General features: G+C 39.3%; 14 protein-coding genes and 3 pseudogenes. 15 read left to right on the forward strand and 2 right to left on the reverse strand.

Going from position 1 to position 17,826, the window contains the following annotated elements; translation table 11 throughout:
* Positions 1-5: 5 nt before the first annotated feature.
* The 6 genes from D2908_RS04395 to D2908_RS04420 all read left to right on the forward strand — a co-directional run bounded on the left by D2908_RS04395 (position 6) and on the right by D2908_RS04420 (position 5,809).
* Positions 6-383 carry a hypothetical protein gene (locus D2908_RS04395; protein WP_117305172.1) on the forward strand — a complete coding sequence of 126 codons (378 nt, stop codon included), beginning with the start codon at positions 6-8 and terminating at the stop codon, positions 381-383.
* Positions 384-543: 160 nt separating this feature from the next.
* A complete protein-coding gene (locus D2908_RS04400; RefSeq protein ID WP_117305174.1) occupies positions 544-1,686 on the forward strand; it encodes a cysteine desulfurase family protein in 1,143 nt (380 codons plus the stop codon).
* A gap of 8 nt (positions 1,687-1,694) precedes the next feature.
* Positions 1,695-2,909 (forward strand): tRNA uracil 4-sulfurtransferase ThiI, encoded by a 1,215-nt coding sequence (gene thiI / locus D2908_RS04405; RefSeq protein WP_117305175.1) that lies wholly within the window; start codon positions 1,695-1,697, stop codon positions 2,907-2,909.
* A gap of 135 nt (positions 2,910-3,044) precedes the next feature.
* Positions 3,045-3,869, forward strand: a complete 825-nt coding sequence (locus D2908_RS04410; protein WP_117305177.1) for an alpha/beta hydrolase — start codon at positions 3,045-3,047, stop codon at positions 3,867-3,869.
* A gap of 20 nt (positions 3,870-3,889) precedes the next feature.
* Complete coding sequence (locus tag D2908_RS04415; protein ID WP_117305179.1) at positions 3,890-4,630, forward strand: esterase family protein; 741 nt, start codon at positions 3,890-3,892, stop codon at positions 4,628-4,630.
* Between the two features lie 12 nt (positions 4,631-4,642).
* On the forward strand, positions 4,643-5,809 hold the full coding sequence (locus tag D2908_RS04420) for an ATP-grasp domain-containing protein (protein ID WP_117305180.1): 1,167 nt from the start codon (positions 4,643-4,645) through the stop codon (positions 5,807-5,809).
* A 570-nt stretch (positions 5,810-6,379) separates the two neighbouring features.
* Here D2908_RS04420 and D2908_RS04430 read toward each other — a convergent pair.
* A pseudogene (locus D2908_RS04430) lies at positions 6,380-7,423 on the reverse strand (helix-turn-helix domain-containing protein); the annotation flags it as partial.
* Positions 7,424-7,595: 172 nt separating this feature from the next.
* Here D2908_RS04430 and D2908_RS10235 point away from each other — a divergent pair.
* The 8 genes and pseudogenes from D2908_RS10235 to D2908_RS04465 all read left to right on the forward strand — a co-directional run bounded on the left by D2908_RS10235 (position 7,596) and on the right by D2908_RS04465 (position 15,359).
* A pseudogene (locus D2908_RS10235) lies at positions 7,596-7,760 on the forward strand (PhrA family quorum-sensing system peptide).
* A gap of 444 nt (positions 7,761-8,204) precedes the next feature.
* A complete protein-coding gene (locus D2908_RS04435; protein WP_117305184.1) occupies positions 8,205-10,220 on the forward strand; it encodes a DUF1430 domain-containing protein in 2,016 nt (671 codons plus the stop codon).
* A 1-nt stretch (position 10,221) separates the two neighbouring features.
* The gene (locus D2908_RS04440) at positions 10,222-10,854 is read left to right on the forward strand and encodes an ABC transporter ATP-binding protein (protein WP_000571434.1); all 633 of its coding nucleotides are present in this window, start codon (positions 10,222-10,224) and stop codon (positions 10,852-10,854) included.
* Positions 10,855-10,994: 140 nt separating this feature from the next.
* Positions 10,995-11,189 (forward strand): annotated as a pseudogene (locus D2908_RS04445) (hypothetical protein).
* Positions 11,190-11,765: 576 nt separating this feature from the next.
* A complete protein-coding gene (gene gla, locus D2908_RS04450) occupies positions 11,766-12,671 on the forward strand; it encodes an aquaglyceroporin Gla (RefSeq protein WP_117305185.1) in 906 nt (301 codons plus the stop codon).
* A 125-nt stretch (positions 12,672-12,796) separates the two neighbouring features.
* Positions 12,797-13,522: a CppA N-terminal domain-containing protein gene (locus tag D2908_RS04455; protein WP_117305187.1), complete on the forward strand. Its 726-nt coding sequence runs from the start codon at positions 12,797-12,799 to the stop codon at positions 13,520-13,522.
* Complete coding sequence (locus D2908_RS04460) at positions 13,519-14,454, forward strand: serine hydrolase domain-containing protein (protein ID WP_117305189.1); 936 nt, start codon at positions 13,519-13,521, stop codon at positions 14,452-14,454. The genes D2908_RS04455 and D2908_RS04460 overlap by 4 nt, the downstream gene beginning before the upstream one ends.
* A gap of 8 nt (positions 14,455-14,462) precedes the next feature.
* Positions 14,463-15,359 carry a DMT family transporter gene (locus D2908_RS04465; protein WP_117305191.1) on the forward strand — a complete coding sequence of 299 codons (897 nt, stop codon included), beginning with the start codon at positions 14,463-14,465 and terminating at the stop codon, positions 15,357-15,359.
* Positions 15,360-15,404: 45 nt separating this feature from the next.
* Here the strand turns inward: D2908_RS04465 and D2908_RS04470 are convergent, their stop codons facing one another.
* Complete coding sequence (locus tag D2908_RS04470) at positions 15,405-16,103, reverse strand: GntR family transcriptional regulator (protein WP_117305193.1); 699 nt, start codon at positions 16,101-16,103, stop codon at positions 15,405-15,407.
* A gap of 140 nt (positions 16,104-16,243) precedes the next feature.
* Here D2908_RS04470 and guaA point away from each other — a divergent pair, with 140 nt between their 5' ends.
* Positions 16,244-17,806, forward strand: a complete 1,563-nt coding sequence (gene guaA, locus D2908_RS04475; RefSeq protein ID WP_117305195.1) for a glutamine-hydrolyzing GMP synthase — start codon at positions 16,244-16,246, stop codon at positions 17,804-17,806.
* The last annotated feature ends 20 nt before the right edge of the window (positions 17,807-17,826 follow it).

Here is a 17,826-nt window from a genome sequence, read left to right on the forward strand (position 1 = left end):
ATATCATGAAACATAAGATAATGAAGAAAATAATAGTGGTAGTGTTTGCTATCCCATGGTTAACATTTTTAAGTCAAGTACATGCAGATTATGTAAGTAAGTACAGTTCTTTAGACGGTTATAGCTTGGTAGGCTTGAATGTTCTTAATGTGACTTTTAATGCTTCTGGCTATTCTGATACTTATAGTGGCAGTGTGTCAAATATGTATTTCACTGACTGGGCTTGGTTTCCTAATACGATAAGTAATCGTTCCACTTGGAAAAGTTCGATTCCATATGGTCAACGCGCAAATGGTACAGTCCATATAGGTGTAGGAGTAAATTCGCCTTGGGGAGCGGTTAATCTCTGGGGCGGACAAAATTACTTTTCTTTAGATTTTTAACAGAAATAATCAAAGTTAGATAGAATGAATAAGAATGCTCTTGATGATGGTATCAAGAGCATTTTATGTTATTCAGATTAATGCAAACATTGCCCTTTCTTGTCGCAAGCTCCGTTTCATGATACAATAGAAGGAGTGATTTTAGAAAGCGTGAGAAAACATGATTTACTTTGATAATTCGGCGACGACCAAGCCCTATCCTGAAGTACTTGAAACTTATATGCAGGTCGCTTCAAAAATTTTAGGAAATCCATCTAGTCTCCATCGTTTGGGAGACCAGGCAACACGAATATTAGATGCTTCTCGACAACAGATTGCAGATTTAATCGGTAAGAAAAGCGATGAAATCTTCTTTACATCTGGTGGAACAGAAGGGGATAACTGGGTTATCAAGGGTGTGGCCTTTGAAAAAGCCCAGTTTGGTAAGCACATCATCGTATCAGCCATTGAACATCCGGCAGTCAAAGAGTCAGCCCTCTGGTTGAAATCTCAAGGTTTTGAAGTGGATTTTGCTCCAGTTAATGAGAATGGATTTGTGGATGTTGAGGCGCTAGCTGATTTGATACGACCAGATACGACCCTCGTTTCCATCATGGCTGTGAACAATGAAATTGGTTCTGTTCAGCCTATTAAGGCTATTTCAGAACTGTTGGCAGACAAGCCGACTATTTCCTTCCATGTTGATGCGGTTCAGGCACTTGCTAAGATTCCGACTGAAAAGTATTTGACTGACCGAGTAGATTTTGCGACCTTCTCTAGTCATAAATTCCACGGAGTTCGAGGTGTTGGATTTATCTATATCAAGACTGGTAAGAAGATTACGCCTCTGTTGACTGGTGGTGGTCAGGAACGTGATTACCGTTCGACAACTGAAAATGTGGCAGGAATTGCAGCAACAGCCAAGGCTCTCCGTTTATCTATGGAAAAGCTAGATATCTTTACTAGCAAGACTGGCCAAATGAAGGTAGTGATTCGTCAGGCTCTTCTTGATTATCCAGATATTTTTGTTTTCTCAGGTGAGGAAGACTTTGCACCTCATATCCTGACTTTTGGAATCAAGGGTGTTCGTGGGGAAGTCATCGTTCACGCTTTTGAAGACTATGATATTTTCATTTCTACAACGTCAGCTTGCTCGTCCAAGGTTGGAAAACCTGCAGGAACCCTGATTGCCATGGGAATTGAAAAAGATAAGGCCCAGTCAGCAGTACGCCTCAGTCTAGACTTAGAAAATGACATGAGTCAAGTCGAGCAATTTTTGACCAAGTTAAAATTAATTTACAATCAAACTAGGAAAGTAAGATAGGAGCATTCATGCAGTATTCAGAAATTATGATTCGTTACGGTGAGTTATCAACCAAGGGTAAAAACCGTATGCGTTTTATCAATAAACTTCGCAATAATATTTCAGACATTTTGTCTATCTACCCCCAAGTTAAGGTAACGGCAGATCGCGACCGTGCCCATGTTTACCTCAATGGAGCGGATTACATAGCAGTAGCAGAATCGCTCAAACAAGTTTTTGGAATTCAAACCTTTTCTCCTGCCTATAAGGTTGAAAAATCTGTTGCGACGCTTAAGGCTACTGTCCAAGAGATTATGCAGGATATCTACAAGGAAGGCATGACCTTTAAAATCTCTAGTAGACGAAGCGACCATAGCTTTGAATTGGATAGTCGTGAACTTAACCAAGCCCTTGGTGGTGCTGTTTTCGACGTCATTCCTACTATTCAAGCCCAGATGAAAAATCCTGATATCACTCTTCAAGTGGAGATTCGTGAGGAAGCTGCTTATCTTTCCTATGAAACCATTCGTGGAGCAGGTGGTTTGCCAGTTGGAACTTCAGGTAAAGGGATGCTTATGTTGTCAGGAGGGATTGACTCACCTGTAGCAGGTTATCTAGCTCTTAAACGTGGAGTGGATATCGAAGCCGTTCACTTTGCCAGTCCACCTTACACGAGTCCTGGAGCCCTTAAAAAAGCCCAAGATTTGACTCGTAAATTAACCAAGTTTGGTGGCAATATCCAGTTTATCGAAGTTCCTTTTACAGAGATTCAAGAGGAAATCAAGGCTATAGCGCCAGAAGCTTACTTGATGACTCTAACTCGTCGCTTTATGATGCGGATTACTGACCGTATTCGTGAGGCACGAAAGGGTTTGATTATCATCAATGGGGAAAGTCTTGGTCAAGTAGCCAGCCAGACTCTTGAAAGCATGCAGGCTATCAATGCCGTTACCAACACTCCAATCATTCGTCCCGTGGTTACTATGGATAAGTTGGAAATCATTGATATTGCTCAGGAAATTGACACCTTTGAAATTTCTATCCAGCCTTTTGAAGATTGTTGCACGATTTTTGCACCAGATCGTCCAAAAACAAATCCTAAGATTAAGAATGCAGAGCAGTATGAAGCTCGCATGGATGTTGAAGGTTTAGTTGAGCGAGCAGTTGCAGGAATTATGATCACCGAAATCACACCTCAAGCCGAAAAAGATGCTGTGGATGAGTTGATTGAAGACATTCTCTGATTAGAAAATCCATAAGAATTGAGAAAATAAGTAAAAAAAGTTAGTTTTTAATCCAAAAATGGAAGAAAAACTAACTTTTTTTCTATAATTGTGATATAATAAAATAAAATTTTGAATATAGAGAGTTTTCTGACAATGAATCAATCCTACTTTTATTTAAAAATGAAAGAACACAAACTCAAGGTTCCTTATACAGGTAAGGAACGCCGTGTACGTGTTCTTCTGCCTAAAAATTACGAGAAAGACACAGATTGTTCCTATCCTGTTGTTTACTTTCATGACGGGCAAAATGTCTTTTATAGCAAGGAGTCTTTCATTGGTCATTCATGGAAGATTATCCCAGCTATTAAGCGTAATCCTGATATCAGTCGCATGATTGTCGTAGCCATTGACAATGATGGAATGGGGCGGATGAATGAGTATGCGGCATGGAAGTTCCAAGAATCTCCTATCCCAGGGCAGCAGTTTGGCGGTAAGGGTGTGGAGTATGCCGAGTTTGTCATGGAAGTGGTCAAGCCCTTTATCGATGAAACCTATCGTACAAAAGCAGACCGACAGCATACAGCCATGATTGGTTCCTCATTAGGAGGGAATATTACCCAGTTTATCGGTTTGGAATACCAAGATCAAATTGGTTGTCTAGGAGTCTTTTCATCTGCTAACTGGCTCCATCAAGAAGCCTTTAATCGCTACATCGAGCGCAAGAAACTATCGCCTGACCAGCGTATCTTTATCTATGTAGGAACAGAAGAAGCAGATGATACGGACAAGACCCTGATGGCTGGTAATATCAAACAAGCCTATATCGATTCGTCTCTTCGGTATTACCATGATTTGATAGCAGGGGGAGTTCATCTGGATAATCTTGTTTTGAAAGTTCAGTCTGGTGCCATCCATAGTGAAATCCCTTGGTCGGAAAATTTACCAGATTGTCTCCGTTTTTTTGCAGAGAAATGGTAAGTTAGAAAAGGAGAAAGCCAATGCATATTGAAAACCTTAGCCACTGGAGTGGCAACCTCAACCGTGAAATGTACCTTAATCGTTATGGACATGCTGGGATTCCAGTTGTGGTCTTTGCTTCATCAGGTGGTAGTCACAATGAATACTATGACTTTGGCATGATTGATGCCTGTACTTCTTTTATTGAGGAAGGCCGTGTCCAGTTCTTTACCCTTTCAAGTGTTGATAGTGAGAGTTGGCTAGCAACATGGAAAAATAGTCATGATCAAGCAGAGATGCACCGTGCCTACGAACGCTACGTGATTGAGGAAGCTGTTCCTTTTATCAAGCATAAGACAGGTTGGTTTGATGGAATGATGACGACAGGCTGCTCCATGGGCGCCTACCATGCGGTCAATTTCTTCCTCCAGCATCCAGATGTCTTTACCAAGGTGATTGCTCTTAGCGGTGTTTATGACGCACGTTTCTTTGTCGGTGATTACTACAACGATGATGCCATTTACCAAAACTCGCCAGTAGATTATATCTGGAACCAGAATGACGGCTGGTTTATTGACCGTTACCGTCAGGCAGAGATTGTGCTGTGTACGGGTCTTGGAGCCTGGGAACAAGACGGTTTACCATCTTTCTACAAGCTCAAAGAAGCCTTTGACCAGAAACAAATTCCAGCCTGGTTTGCTGAATGGGGACATGATGTCGCCCACGACTGGGAATGGTGGCGCAAACAAATGCCTTATTTCCTCGGCAATTTCTATTTATAAAAGGAGTTACCTATGAATTACCTTGTTATTTCTCCCTACTATCCACAAAACTTTCAACAGTTTACCATTGAGCTAGCCAATAAAGGCATTACCGTCTTGGGAATTGGTCAGGAACCTTACGAGCAATTGGATGAACCTTTACGCAATAGCCTGACCGAGTATTTCCGTGTAGATAACCTTGAGAACATAGATGAAGTCAAACGTGCAGTTGCTTTTCTCTTTTATAAACATGGCCCGATTGACCGTATTGAGTCCCACAATGAATACTGGCTTGAGCTGGATGCAACACTCAGAGAACAATTCAATGTCTTTGGTGCCAAACCAGAGGATCTCAAAAAGACGAAATTTAAGTCTGAAATGAAGAAGCTTTTCAAAAAAGCAGGTGTCCCTGTGGTACCTGGAGCTGTCATCAAGACGGAAGCAGATGTGGATCAAGCTGTGAAAGAAATCGGTCTTCCTATGATTGCCAAGCCAGATAATGGAGTGGGAGCAGCTGCGACCTTTAAGCTTGAAACAGAGGACGATATCAATCACTTCAAGACTGAGTGGGATCATTCAACTATTTATTTCTTTGAGAAATTTGTTACTTCTAGCGAAATTTGTACCTTTGACGGGCTTGTGGACAAGGATGGAAAGATTGTCTTTTCAACAACTTTTGACTACGCCTATACACCGCTTGATCTCATGATTTATAAGATGGACAATTCTTATTACGTTCTCAAGGATATGGATCCTAAATTACGTAAATATGGTGAGGCAATTGTCAAAGAATTTGGAATGAGAGAACGTTTCTTCCATATCGAGTTCTTCCGTGAAGGGGATGATTATATTGCCATCGAGTACAATAACCGCCCTGCAGGTGGTTTCACCATTGATGTTTATAACTTTGCCCATTCCTTGGACCTCTATCGTGGCTACGCAGCTATTGTCGCAGGTGAAGAGTTCCCAGCGTCAGATTTTGAAGCTCAGTATTGTTTGGCTACTTCTCGCCGTGCAAATGCCCACTATGTCTATTCTGAGGAGGACTTGCTTGCCAAATACAGCCAGCAGTTCAAGGTTAAAAAAATTATGCCAGCGGCCTTTGCGGAACTTCAAGGGGATTACCTGTATATGCTGACCACTCCGAGTCGACAAGAAATGGAGCAGATGATTGCAGATTTCGGACAACGTCAAGAATAAGAACTCTCGGATTAAGGAAATCTACTCCCTTAATCCTTTTGTTTTGTCTGATAAAAAATAAGAGCATCCTAACAAGGTAGCTATCATAAGAATTTACTTGAAAATTATAGTGAGCTGAATATAAAGTAGTAGACTGTAGTTCCTAAAGCATTGTTGGAACTTAGTTTGAGTTTCCTAATCAATTTGTTTAGTTTTTTATTACATTTCTCTATATTTAAACTCATAGTTGATGATGCAAATAAACTCAATCCTTAGTTTAAATTTTTTCTTTCAATTATGACAAGGCTGTGCTATAATCTGAAAAGTCTTAAACTTATACTCAATCAAACTCAAAGAGCAAACTAGGAAGAAGCTAGCTGTAGGTTGCTCAAAATGCTGTTCTTAGGTTGGAGATAGAAATGACGTGGTTTGAAGAGATTTTCGAAGAATATAAATTTGAAATAAGGCTGATAGTATTAATTTCACTATCAGCCTTATAGGTTATTTAACGTTTCAGAAAAACTATAATGTCAAGATTAACTAAACAGTATCCAATTCTTTCAAATAATTTTCTATCTTCATCAACATTAAAGGATTGTTATAAATCTTACATAACTCTCTTGCTTCTATATAATAATTTTTGACTTGTTCTTTGTCTAGAAATTTGCCTCCAGCATTTCCTACAAGAATAAGTAGAGGAGCCAGTTGGTAGCTTGTCTGTCTTTGTTTACAGAATTCAATCGTCTCAAGAGCTTCTTGAATGGCTTCGCTATATTTTTCCTTTGACACTAGGTAGTGAGCGTAATTGTAACGAACTCTGATGTAGCCAAATAAAAACTCTTGATGCTCAAAATTTTTTGTCTGATATAACTCTATTAAATGAGAGTAGTTTGCCTCATATTCTTGTTCACGACCCACTAAGGAATAGAAATTAGATAGAGTATTCAATACCTTTAAATAAATCAGAGTATTTGAGGAGACTTTTAATAATATATTTTCCAATGAAGAAATAGCCTCATACTTACTGTCATATTGATAGAAGTCAATAATAGCTTTAATCCATTCAAGGTAAGTTCGGTCTTCTAGTGTTAGAAAGGTGCTTCGCTCAACCTCTATTTTATAAAGATATTCCAAATCGTCATAATTTCTGTCATCTAATAGTCGAGCAGACAATTGCTTGAAATTAGAGAGGTTAGATTTAATTTCAATTTGTTCATTAAAAAAATAATCTAATGGTACTTCAAGTCGTTGTGAGAGTTTGAACAAAAGGTCTGCGGAGGGAATGAAATGCCCTCTCTCAATTTTACTAATCTGGCTCTGTTCACAAATTCCTTCTGCAAGAGTTTGTTCGTATTGTTTTTGAGCTTGTTTAGCGAGATATAAAATCTTCTTATAGCCACAATTTTGTCTTCTTTTAGGGCTTCCATTACAGACAAAGGGAGCCTTGTCGAGTAGAGGGCAAGGAAAGTTATGGCATGTAGACTCTCGGACTTGCCTGTTTCGTTTGACTTCTTTGGAAACAGTAGTTGGGTCCTTTAGAATGGATTGTCCAATAGCTTTGAGGTTTTCACCGCGCTCTAAGCCTAATTGGATATCATTACGGTCTGAAAGGGTAAGGTGTTTATGTTTTATCATAGTAGACCTCATTTCTAACTCAAACGTCTCACACTTAATTCCACCATAAAAATCCGTTTTAGACTAATTTCCACTTCGGTTAGGCAAGTGGAAGTTACTTTGAGAAGTTAGCCTAATAAAAAAAGTTCAAAATATAATAAAACACTTGACTGAATACTATATATATACTAAAATAAAAACAAGGAAACAGAAAGCGGTTTCATCTTCATAACTAGGTGTTTTTATGTTTAGTAATACAATTCCTTACCAACAATTCATTCAGAAGAATAAACAATTAGAGATTCGAGTGCAATCACAAAAGAAGTCCAATGGTTTTGATGTTGGGAAGGCTGATTGACTTCGTATTACTTTAAAATTCAACTATTTAGAGAAAGGTATTCTGATGAGAGCTTGTAATAATACCAGATAGATATAAGAATGGTGATGTTTGATAAAATGCTTTCATAGCTAACCAACTGTTGAAAATTATGAGTTACAAAATCTAAAGTATTTAAGATTGGTTTATAAAATTAGATCTCTGTCTGTAGAAAGGAACGTGCAGTTAGAAAGGAGGAAAAAATAGGATACTATAATTCAGACTGAGATTTCTAATTAAAATATGTAGTTGCATTTCGCTCATTTTCATAATATTTCATTCAGAGGAGTAATAATATGTTAAAAATTTGATGCGGGATGGTAAAGAATAATTGAAGAAGATTCTTTTATCAATAGTTTAGTAAGCTTGTTAGTTTATAGAGGGCAGGGGTATTTCTGTCCTCTATTTTAGAATAAGGAATGCACTATGAAAAAATTATTTATACTCATATCCAACCTGCTTGCTAGTTTGTTCTTTGTTTGGGTATTTACCATTTGGACTGATACATATGTCTCCTATTATTACCCCAACGTTGTTGTACGTGATTCTTCCCCTGAAACAACTTTTCAGCATGTTGCAACACGCTTGGAAAAACTAGCAGAAGAAACGGATAGCTTTATTGCGATTCAACACCAGGATCCTAACTCAGAAGGTACTCCAGTGTTTTCTTATACAACCTTTGGGAACGGAAAGTTGCCTGATGGGCTACAGGAAAAAAATCTAGAAGATGCTCAAAGTAGTAGTGTTGAAACAAACTATTTTGTATTCGATGGACACCTAGATATTCACTTGCTAAGGGAGGAGCTAAGTCAACTTGGCTTGACTAACATGCACCTGACAATTCCATCTAAACTATCTACGTTAATGGCTATCTTTAGTAACGGATTTCAGTTAATCGGTTTATTGATTTTCATCTTAACCTTTGGAGCACTGACTTTAATTAGTCAAATTAGCCAATTACGGTCGTCGGGCATTCGCCTCATTTCAGGAGAGAAACGGTGGTCCATTTTCCTAAGACCAGTTGGTGAGGATTTGAAAGGGATAGCTGTTGGTTTCAGTTTAGCTGGCGTGCTCGCCATTCTTATGCAAAAAATTCTGTCGCTTCCAACGCAATCCCTAATGACCATAGGAGCAGGCTTGCTCAGTTATAATCTCATCTTGTTGTCGATCTCCCTGTTTTTCGCTCAACTCTTCGCAGTTGGGATAAAAAAGATACACCTGATGCAGATTATAAAAGGGCAAGTGCCTGTCAGAGGAATCATTAGTTTGATTTTAATCGGTCAACTATTAGCGATTATTATTGTAACGCTGGGAATAGGGAGTAGCTTAAAGTATTCCCAAGCCTGGCAACAGCATCGGATTGGACAAGAGGCTTGGAGCCAGGAAAGGCAACTGATTACCCTATCAATCAGCCGTGAAGGAACGAGTCCTGGTTTTGATGAACAAGCTCAAAGGAAACTCAGAACTTGGTATCAATTGATGGATCTGGCTGTTTCAGAACAAAAGGCTTTCTTATCTAGACACCAGTTAATTGACCGTACTTTGCAAAATGGCATGGCTTCCTCCAAAAACTTTATAACCTCTACAGAATGGCACGATTACAACCCGAATGGCAATGTCCTTATCGTCACACCGCAATACTTGGAGCGTCAAAACATTCCTGTAGATACAACTATTGAGCAAAAAATGAATCACCTTGATGTAGGGGGGGTTGTCTTATTGCTGCCTGAACACCTCCGTTCAGAGGAAGAACATTATAAATCTGTTTTTGAAGACGACTTAACCAGTCGCATGTCTAGTCAAGATGAACGACAGCAAATGACTGCTACGGTAGGTTATTTGGAATCAGGTCAGGATCGTTTTGTGTATAATACGACCCCTATTTCTTACCAGCAGTTTTTGAAAGATCCAATCATCATTGTTATAACACCCCAATCAACTGGTCCACAGTCCATTTTGTTTTGGGTAGACGCAGTACAGAACTACGTTCTCTTTAATCAATTGTCTGATGCCCAGGAGCTTATCCAGAGACAAGGCGTTGAAAATTGGGTCTCAGAAATGCAAACAGGTTACCACAACTACATCACATTATTGGATAATATCCAGAGGGAACGTTGGGTAATGCTAGCAGGAGCTGTGCTTGGGATTGCAACTTCAATCTTGTTGTTTAACACTATGAATAGGCTCTACTTTGAAGAATTTAGACGTGCCATTTTTATCAAACGCATTGCAGGTCTCAGGTTCTTAGAAATCCATCGCACTTATCTCTTTGCTCAACTGGGTGTGTTTTTACTGGGATTTATTGCGAGTGTATTTCTTATGGTAGAGATAGTAGTTGCTTTCTTAGTCTCGTTACTCTTTACTGGTCTATCTCTTTTACAGTTACATGTCCAAATGCAGAAAGAAAACAAGATGTCCATGCTTGTTTTGAAGGGAGGTTAATATGATTGAACTTAAACAGGTGAGTAAATCTTTTGGAGAACGAGAGTTATTTTCGAATCTTTCAATGACATTTGAGGCTGGAAAAGTCTATGCCTTAATTGGTTCAAGTGGTAGCGGAAAAACAACCTTGATGAACATGATTGGGAAATTAGAATCTTATGATGGGACGATTTTTTACCGAGGTAAAGACTTGGCCAATTATAAATCGAGTGATTTTTTCCGTCACGAATTGGGCTACCTTTTCCAGAACTTTGGCTTAATTGAAAACCAAAGTATTGAAGAAAACCTTAAGCTAGGTCTCATTGGTCAAAAGTTGAGTCGGTCGGAACAGCGGTTGAGGCAAAAGCAGGCTTTAGAACAGGTCGGCCTGGCTTATCTTGACCTAGATAAGCGCATCTTTGAGTTATCGGGAGGAGAATCGCAACGGGTTGCCTTGGCAAAAGTTATCTTAAAGAATCCACCCCTTATTCTGGCAGATGAGCCAACAGCTTCAATAGACCCAGCAACCTCTCAGTTGATTATGGAGATTTTGCTATCTCTTCGAGATGATAATAGGCTAATCATTATCGCAACACATAATCCGGCAATTTGGGAGATGGCTGATGAAGTGTTCACGATGGATCGTCTGAAATAAAAATCCTTGTTTTTAATTGCACGATGAGTTACTGAAATAGTATCATGAATCAATAATTGGAGTTAATTTAGAATTGTACTTTATTAATATTGAGGTAACTTTTTCTTGATAAAGGAAGAAATAGTGGAGAGGAAGTTAGAGTGAAAAAATTCGACAATTATATTATTGAGAAGCCTTGCGATTCTAATTCAGATAAACTGTAAAAAATCTTAATAATTGAAAGTTTGGTAGATGATATTTTGCAATTTTCTATCAGAATCAATAATAGTGTAGGAGAGATTTTCCTCCTACAACCCATTTCAAAAGAAAACTATCTTTATTCCATGTTATTTTGAGGAAGATATTGTGAAAGTCAAAGATGATGATGAAGTTGAGTGGGATTTGTTAGAATTTCAAAAATTTAGAGCATTTTTGGATTAGTAATCTGTGTTGAAGGCTCAAAACCTATGGTAAAAAAGTAGCTTTGAAAAGGTATTACCTCTAAAGATTTAGTTAAATAGTGATTTAACACAAAAAGAAATTATTGAAGTTCTGGAAAGATGTTGTTTCAGTATTGAGAAAAGGTGGGAAAAACTTGCGATTTTCACAGAGAAAGGAAGAAAAAGTATAGAAATATAGTCAATTGAAACAAGAACAAGACAAAAGAACCTTTTGTGCTATATTTTTCTCCTTTCGCTTTACAATTGGCTTGAACACCTTTATTGTATCGCGTTTGGAGTTTTTTTGTATAACCTTCGACGCGCACCCGCATAGCGGGTGTTTTTTTGTCTCGCTCCTAGCGGAGAGAGACGGATTAATAGTAGCATAATAAAACCGCTTTCTTATATATTCTTTTAGAAAACCTGTTGCTAAAAGGCTTAAAAATTGATAGAATAAGGATTGTCAAAAAAATTTTAAGGAGAATCTATCAAATGGATTTCACATGGGCTATTAAATATGCCACAGAATTCTTGGGAACTGCTATTTTGATCATTCTTGGAAATGGTGCAGTTGCCAACGTTGAACTTAAAGGTACGAAAGGTCACCAAAGTGGCTGGCTCGTTATTGCTGTTGGTTATGGTATGGGGGTTATGATTCCAGCTTTGATGTTTGGTAACGTATCAGGTAACCACATCAACCCAGCCTTCACTCTTGGTCTAGCAGTTAGCGGACTTTTCCCTTGGGCTCAGGTTGCACCTTACATCATTATGCAAGTTTTGGGAGCAATCTTTGGTCAAGCCTTGGTTGTTGCAACACACCGCCCATACTACTTGAAAACTGAAAATCCAAACAATATCTTGGGTACTTTCTCAACAATCTCAAGTTTGGATCAAGGTACAAAAGAATCACGCTTTGTAGCAACTGTTAACGGTTTTGTAAACGAGTTTATCGGTTCATTTGTTCTTTTCTTTGCAGCTCTTGGAATGACTAAAAACTTCTTTGGTGCTGAACTAGTATCAAAAGCACAAGCAGCTATCAATGCTCAAGTTGCTCAAGCAACCACTCAAGGTCAAACAATTCCTCAAGAACAAGTAACAGCTGCACTTGATCAAGCTAAAGAACAAGTAGCACCATTTATGACATCTGGTCTTGGAATTGCTCACTTGGCACTTGGATTCCTTGTTATGGCCTTGGTTACATCACTTGGTGGACCTACAGGACCTGCCTTGAACCCAGCCCGTGACTTGGGACCACGTCTCCTTCATGCTTTTCTTCCAAAATCAGTTCTTGGTGAGCACAAAGGTGATTCAAAATGGTGGTACTCTTGGGTACCAGTAGTAGCACCTATCGCAGCAGCAATTGCGGCAGTAGCTATCTTCAAATTCCTTTACCTATAAGAAATTGAAACCGAGGAAATCCTCGGTTTTTTTTAGAGAAAATTTTACGAAAAATCGGTAAATTTGAGCATAATATCTTGTAAAAAATGCTAAAATCCTTTAAAATAAAAGAGTTGGAGGAATTTATGAATGTAAATCAAATTGTACGGATTATTCCTACTTTAAAAGTTAATAATAGAAAATTAAATGAAACATTTTATATTGAAACCTTTGGCATGAAGGTTTTGTTAGAAGAGTCTGCCTTCCTGTCACTAGGTGATCAAACAGGTCTAGAAAAGCTAGTTTTAGAAGAAGCTCCAAGTATGCGTACTCGCAAGGTAGAGGGAAGAAAAAAACTAGCTAGATTGATTGTCAAGGTAGAAAATCCCTTGGAAATCGAAGGACTCTTATCTAAAATAGATTCGATTTATCGATTATATAAAGGTCAAAAAGGCTACGCTTTTGAAGTTTTCTCACCAGAAGATGATTTAATTTTGATTCATGCGGAAGATGACAGAGAAAGTTTAGTAGAAGTAGAGGAAAAACCTGAATTTCAAACAGATTTGGAATCAATTTCTTTGAGTAAATTTGAGATTTCCATGGAAATACATCTCCCAACTGATATCGAAAGTTTCTTGGAATCATTTGAAATTGGAGCATCACTTGATTTTATCCCAGCTCAGGGGCAGGATTTGACTGTGGACAATACGGTTACCTGGGACTTATCTATGCTCAAGCTCTTGGTAAATGAACTAGACATAGTAAATCTTAGCAAGAAGTTTGAGTCTACCGAATATTTTATTCCTAAGTCTGACAAATTCTTCCTCGGTAAAGATAGAAATAATGTTGAATTGTGGTTTGAAGAAGTATGAAGTGGACCAAGATTATTAAAAAAATAGAAGAACAAATCGAGGCAGGGATTTATCCCGGAGCCTCTTTTGCGTATTTTAAGGACAATCAATGGACGGAGTTCTATTTAGGACAGAGTGACCCAGAGCTTGGTTTGGAGACTAAGGCAGGACTCGTTTATGACCTAGCCAGTGTCAGCAAGGTTGTTGGGGTTGGCACAGTTTGTACCTTTTTGTGGGAAAAAGGTAAACTAGATATTGACAGACCGGTAACCGATTTTTTAGCTGAGAGTGATTATCCAGACATCTCTATTCGCCAGCTCTTAACTCACGCAACAGATCTCGATCCATTTATTCCCAATCGTGATCTTTTAACAGCGCCTGAATTAAAGGAAGCGATGCTTCATCTCAAGAGACGAAGTCACCCAACCTTTCTTTATTCAGATGTCCATTTTTTGCTGTTGGGCTTTATTCTGGAAAGAATCTTTAATCAAGATCTGGATGTGATTTTGCAGGAGCAAGTTTTTAATCCTTGGGGAATGAATGAAACCCAGTTTGGGCCGGTTGGGCTTGCTGTTCCAACAGTTAGGAGTGTAGATGCAGGCATGATACATGATCCCAAGGCTCGTCTCCTGGGCAGACATGCGGGTAGTGCTGGTTTATTTTCGACTGTAAAGGATTTACAAGTCTTTTTAGAACACTATTTAGCAGATGATTTTGCAAGAGATTTGAGTCAAAATTTTTCTCCTTTGGATGACAAGGAACGTTCTTTAGCATGGAATTTGGAAGGAGATTGGCTAGACCATACGGGCTATACAGGGACTTTTATCATGTGGAACCGTCAGAAGCAAGAAGCGGCCATTTTCCTATCGAATCGTACCTATGAAAAGGATGAGCGTGCTCAATGGATTGTAGACCGTAATCAAGTGATGGACTTGATTCGTAAAGAAGCGTAAGGAGAGACATGTCAAACATTCTAAAAGGGACTTTATTAACAGTTGTGGCTGGGATTGCTTGGGGCTTGTCAGGAACGAGTGGCCAATACCTGATGGCACACGGAATTTCCGCTCTAGTTTTGACCAACTTGCGTCTTTTAATCGCTGGTGGAATCCTCATGCTCTTGGCTTATGCTACTGCAAAGGATAAAATGCTGGCCTTTTTAAAGGATAGAAAGAGTTTGCTGTCTCTTCTTATTTTTGCTCTGATTGGACTTTTTCTCAACCAATTCGCTTATCTTACTGCTATTCAGGAGACCAATGCAGGCACCGCGACTATACTTCAGTATGTTTGTCCTGTCGGAATTTTGATTTATAGTTGTATCAAGGATAAGGTGGCTCCGACACTGGGAGAGATTGTTTCCATCATATTAGCTATTGGAGGGACCTTCTTGATCGCCACTCATGGGCAGTTGGACAAGTTATCTATGACACCTGCAGGCCTGTTCTGGGGTCTCTTTTCTGCCTTAACCTATGCACTATATATCATTTTGCCCATTGCCTTGATTAAGAAGTGGGGGAGTAGTTTGGTTATTGGTGTGGGAATGGTCATAGCTGGTTTGGTCGCCCTTCCTTTTACAGGAATTCTACAAGCTACTACCCCAACTAGTCTTGATTTTCTTCTTGCGTTTGCGGGCATTATTCTTATCGGGACTGTCTTTGCCTATACAGCCTTCTTAAAGGGAGCCAGTCTGATTGGACCGGTCAAGTCAAGCTTGTTGGCTTCAATTGAACCAATCTCGGCGGTTTTCTTTGCCTCCCTGATTATGAATGAACAATTTTATCCCATTGATTTTCTTGGTATGGCAATGATTTTAGTTGCTGTAATCCTGATTTCTTTGAAAGATTTACTCTTAGAAAAATAAAAAGACTCTTTGTCCGTGATGACAGAGAGTTTTTTGTGTAGTAATCTAATTATTTTCAAGATAAAATTCAAAACGTTCGCCTACATATTGACTTTTTACATATTCAAAAGCAGTACCATCTTCTAGGTAGGAAACCTGGGTCAAACCAAGAATAGCATGTCCTTTTTCAACTTCCAAGTAGTGGGCAATTTTTTCCTTAGCGAGACGAGCATAAATAGTCTGTTGTGATTTACCGATACGGTAGCCATGTTTTTGTAGAGTCTGGAAGAAATGACTAGTGATTTCTTCTTTCCTAAAATCCTTAATGAATTTTTCAGGAATAGAAGCAACTTCATAAACCAGAGGAACTTGGTCGGCATAGCGAACACGTTCCATTCGGATAATATTGTCCGTTGGAGAAATTCCTAACTTGGCAACTTCTTGCTCATTTGGAATAGTTTTTCTGTAGGAAATGAGTTGACTAGAGGGAACTTTACCTTGGGATTTGACAATCTCAGTAAAACTGGTTGTCCCTCGCATCTTTTCTTGCACACGTGTACTAGATACAAAGGTGCCACTTCCAACTCTGCGCTCGAGAACACCTTCTTCGACCAAGAGGGAAATTGCTTGGCGGAGGGTCATACGACTGACATCGAACTGCTCTGCTAAATCTCGTTCACTGGGAAGCCTCTCTCCAATAGCCCAACGATGTTCGTCAATATCCTTTTTAACCTGATCATGGATTTTCATATAAGCTGGTAGCATGTTTTCACTTCATTTCTATCTTTTCTCTATTGTACCCCAATAAACAAGAAAAAGTCAAACTTCGCCTTGTTTAGTTGGTAATTCGGCCTTATTTGTGATAGAATATTGGAAAAAGATATTTCTTTTGAGAAAGGAAAAAGATGAGTAACATTTCAACTGATTTGAAAGATGTCGAAAAAATCATCGTATTGGACTATGGTAGCCAGTACAACCAGCTGATTTCACGCCGAATCCGTGAGATTGGTGTTTTTTCAGAACTAAAGAGCCATAAAATTTCAGCTGCTGAAGTTCGTGAAATCAATCCTGTAGGAATTATCCTTTCAGGTGGTCCAAACTCTGTATACGAAGATGGTTCATTCGATATTGACCCAGAAATCTTCGAACTTGGAATTCCAATTTTGGGAATCTGTTACGGTATGCAATTATTGACCCATAAACTTGGAGGAAAAGTTGTTCCTGCAGCTGATGCTGGAAACCGTGAATACGGTCAATCAACCCTGACTCACAAAGCATCAGCGCTGTTTGAATCAACACCTGATGAACAGACTGTTTTGATGAGCCATGGTGATGCTGTAACAGAAATTCCTGCTGACTTTGTTCGTACGGGTACATCCGCTGACTGCCCATACGCAGCCATTGAAAACCCAGATAAACACATTTACGGTATCCAATTCCACCCAGAAGTTCGTCATTCTGTATACGGTAATGACATTCTTCGTAACTTTGCCCTTAACATCTGCAAGGCTAAAGGCGACTGGTCAATGGATAACTTCATCGACATGCAGATCCAAAAAATCCGTGAGACTGTCGGTGATAAACGTGTCCTTCTTGGTCTTTCAGGTGGGGTTGACTCATCTGTTGTTGGAGTTCTTCTCCAAAAGGCTATTGGCGATCAATTGATCTGTATCTTCGTTGACCACGGTCTTCTTCGTAAAGGAGAAGCGGACCAAGTTATGGACATGCTTGGTGGTAAGTTTGGTTTGAATATCGTCAAAGCAGACGCTGCAAAACGTTTCCTTGATAAACTTGCAGGTGTTTCTGATCCTGAACAAAAACGTAAAATCATCGGTAATGAGTTTGTGTATGTATTTGATGACGAAGCAAGCAAGCTCAAAGATGTGAAGTTCCTTGCTCAAGGTACCTTATATACAGACGTTATCGAGTCTGGTACAGATACAGCTCAAACGATCAAGTCACACCACAACGTGGGTGGTCTTCCAGAAGACATGCAGTTTGAATTGATCGAACCACTCAACACTCTCTATAAAGACGAAGTTCGTGCCCTTGGTACAGAACTTGGCATGCCAGACCATATCGTATGGCGCCAACCATTCCCAGGACCAGGACTTGCTATCCGTGTCATGGGTGAAATCACTGAAGAAAAACTAGAGACTGTTCGTGAGTCAGACGCTATTCTGCGTGAGGAAATTGCTAAAGCTGGTCTTGACCGCGATATCTGGCAATATTTCACTGTTAACACAGGTGTTCGTTCAGTCGGTGTTATGGGTGATGGTCGTACTTATGACTACACGATTGCAATCCGTGCTATCACATCTATCGATGGTATGACTGCTGATTTTGCCAAAATTCCTTGGGAAGTTCTTCAAAAAATCTCAGTACGTATCGTAAACGAAGTGGATCACGTTAACCGTATCGTCTACGATATCACAAGTAAACCACCTGCAACCGTTGAGTGGGAGTAGTCATCTAAGGACTAATTTAA

The organism is Streptococcus sp. LQJ-218, assembly GCF_003428885.1.
Lineage (GTDB): Bacteria > Bacillota > Bacilli > Lactobacillales > Streptococcaceae > Streptococcus.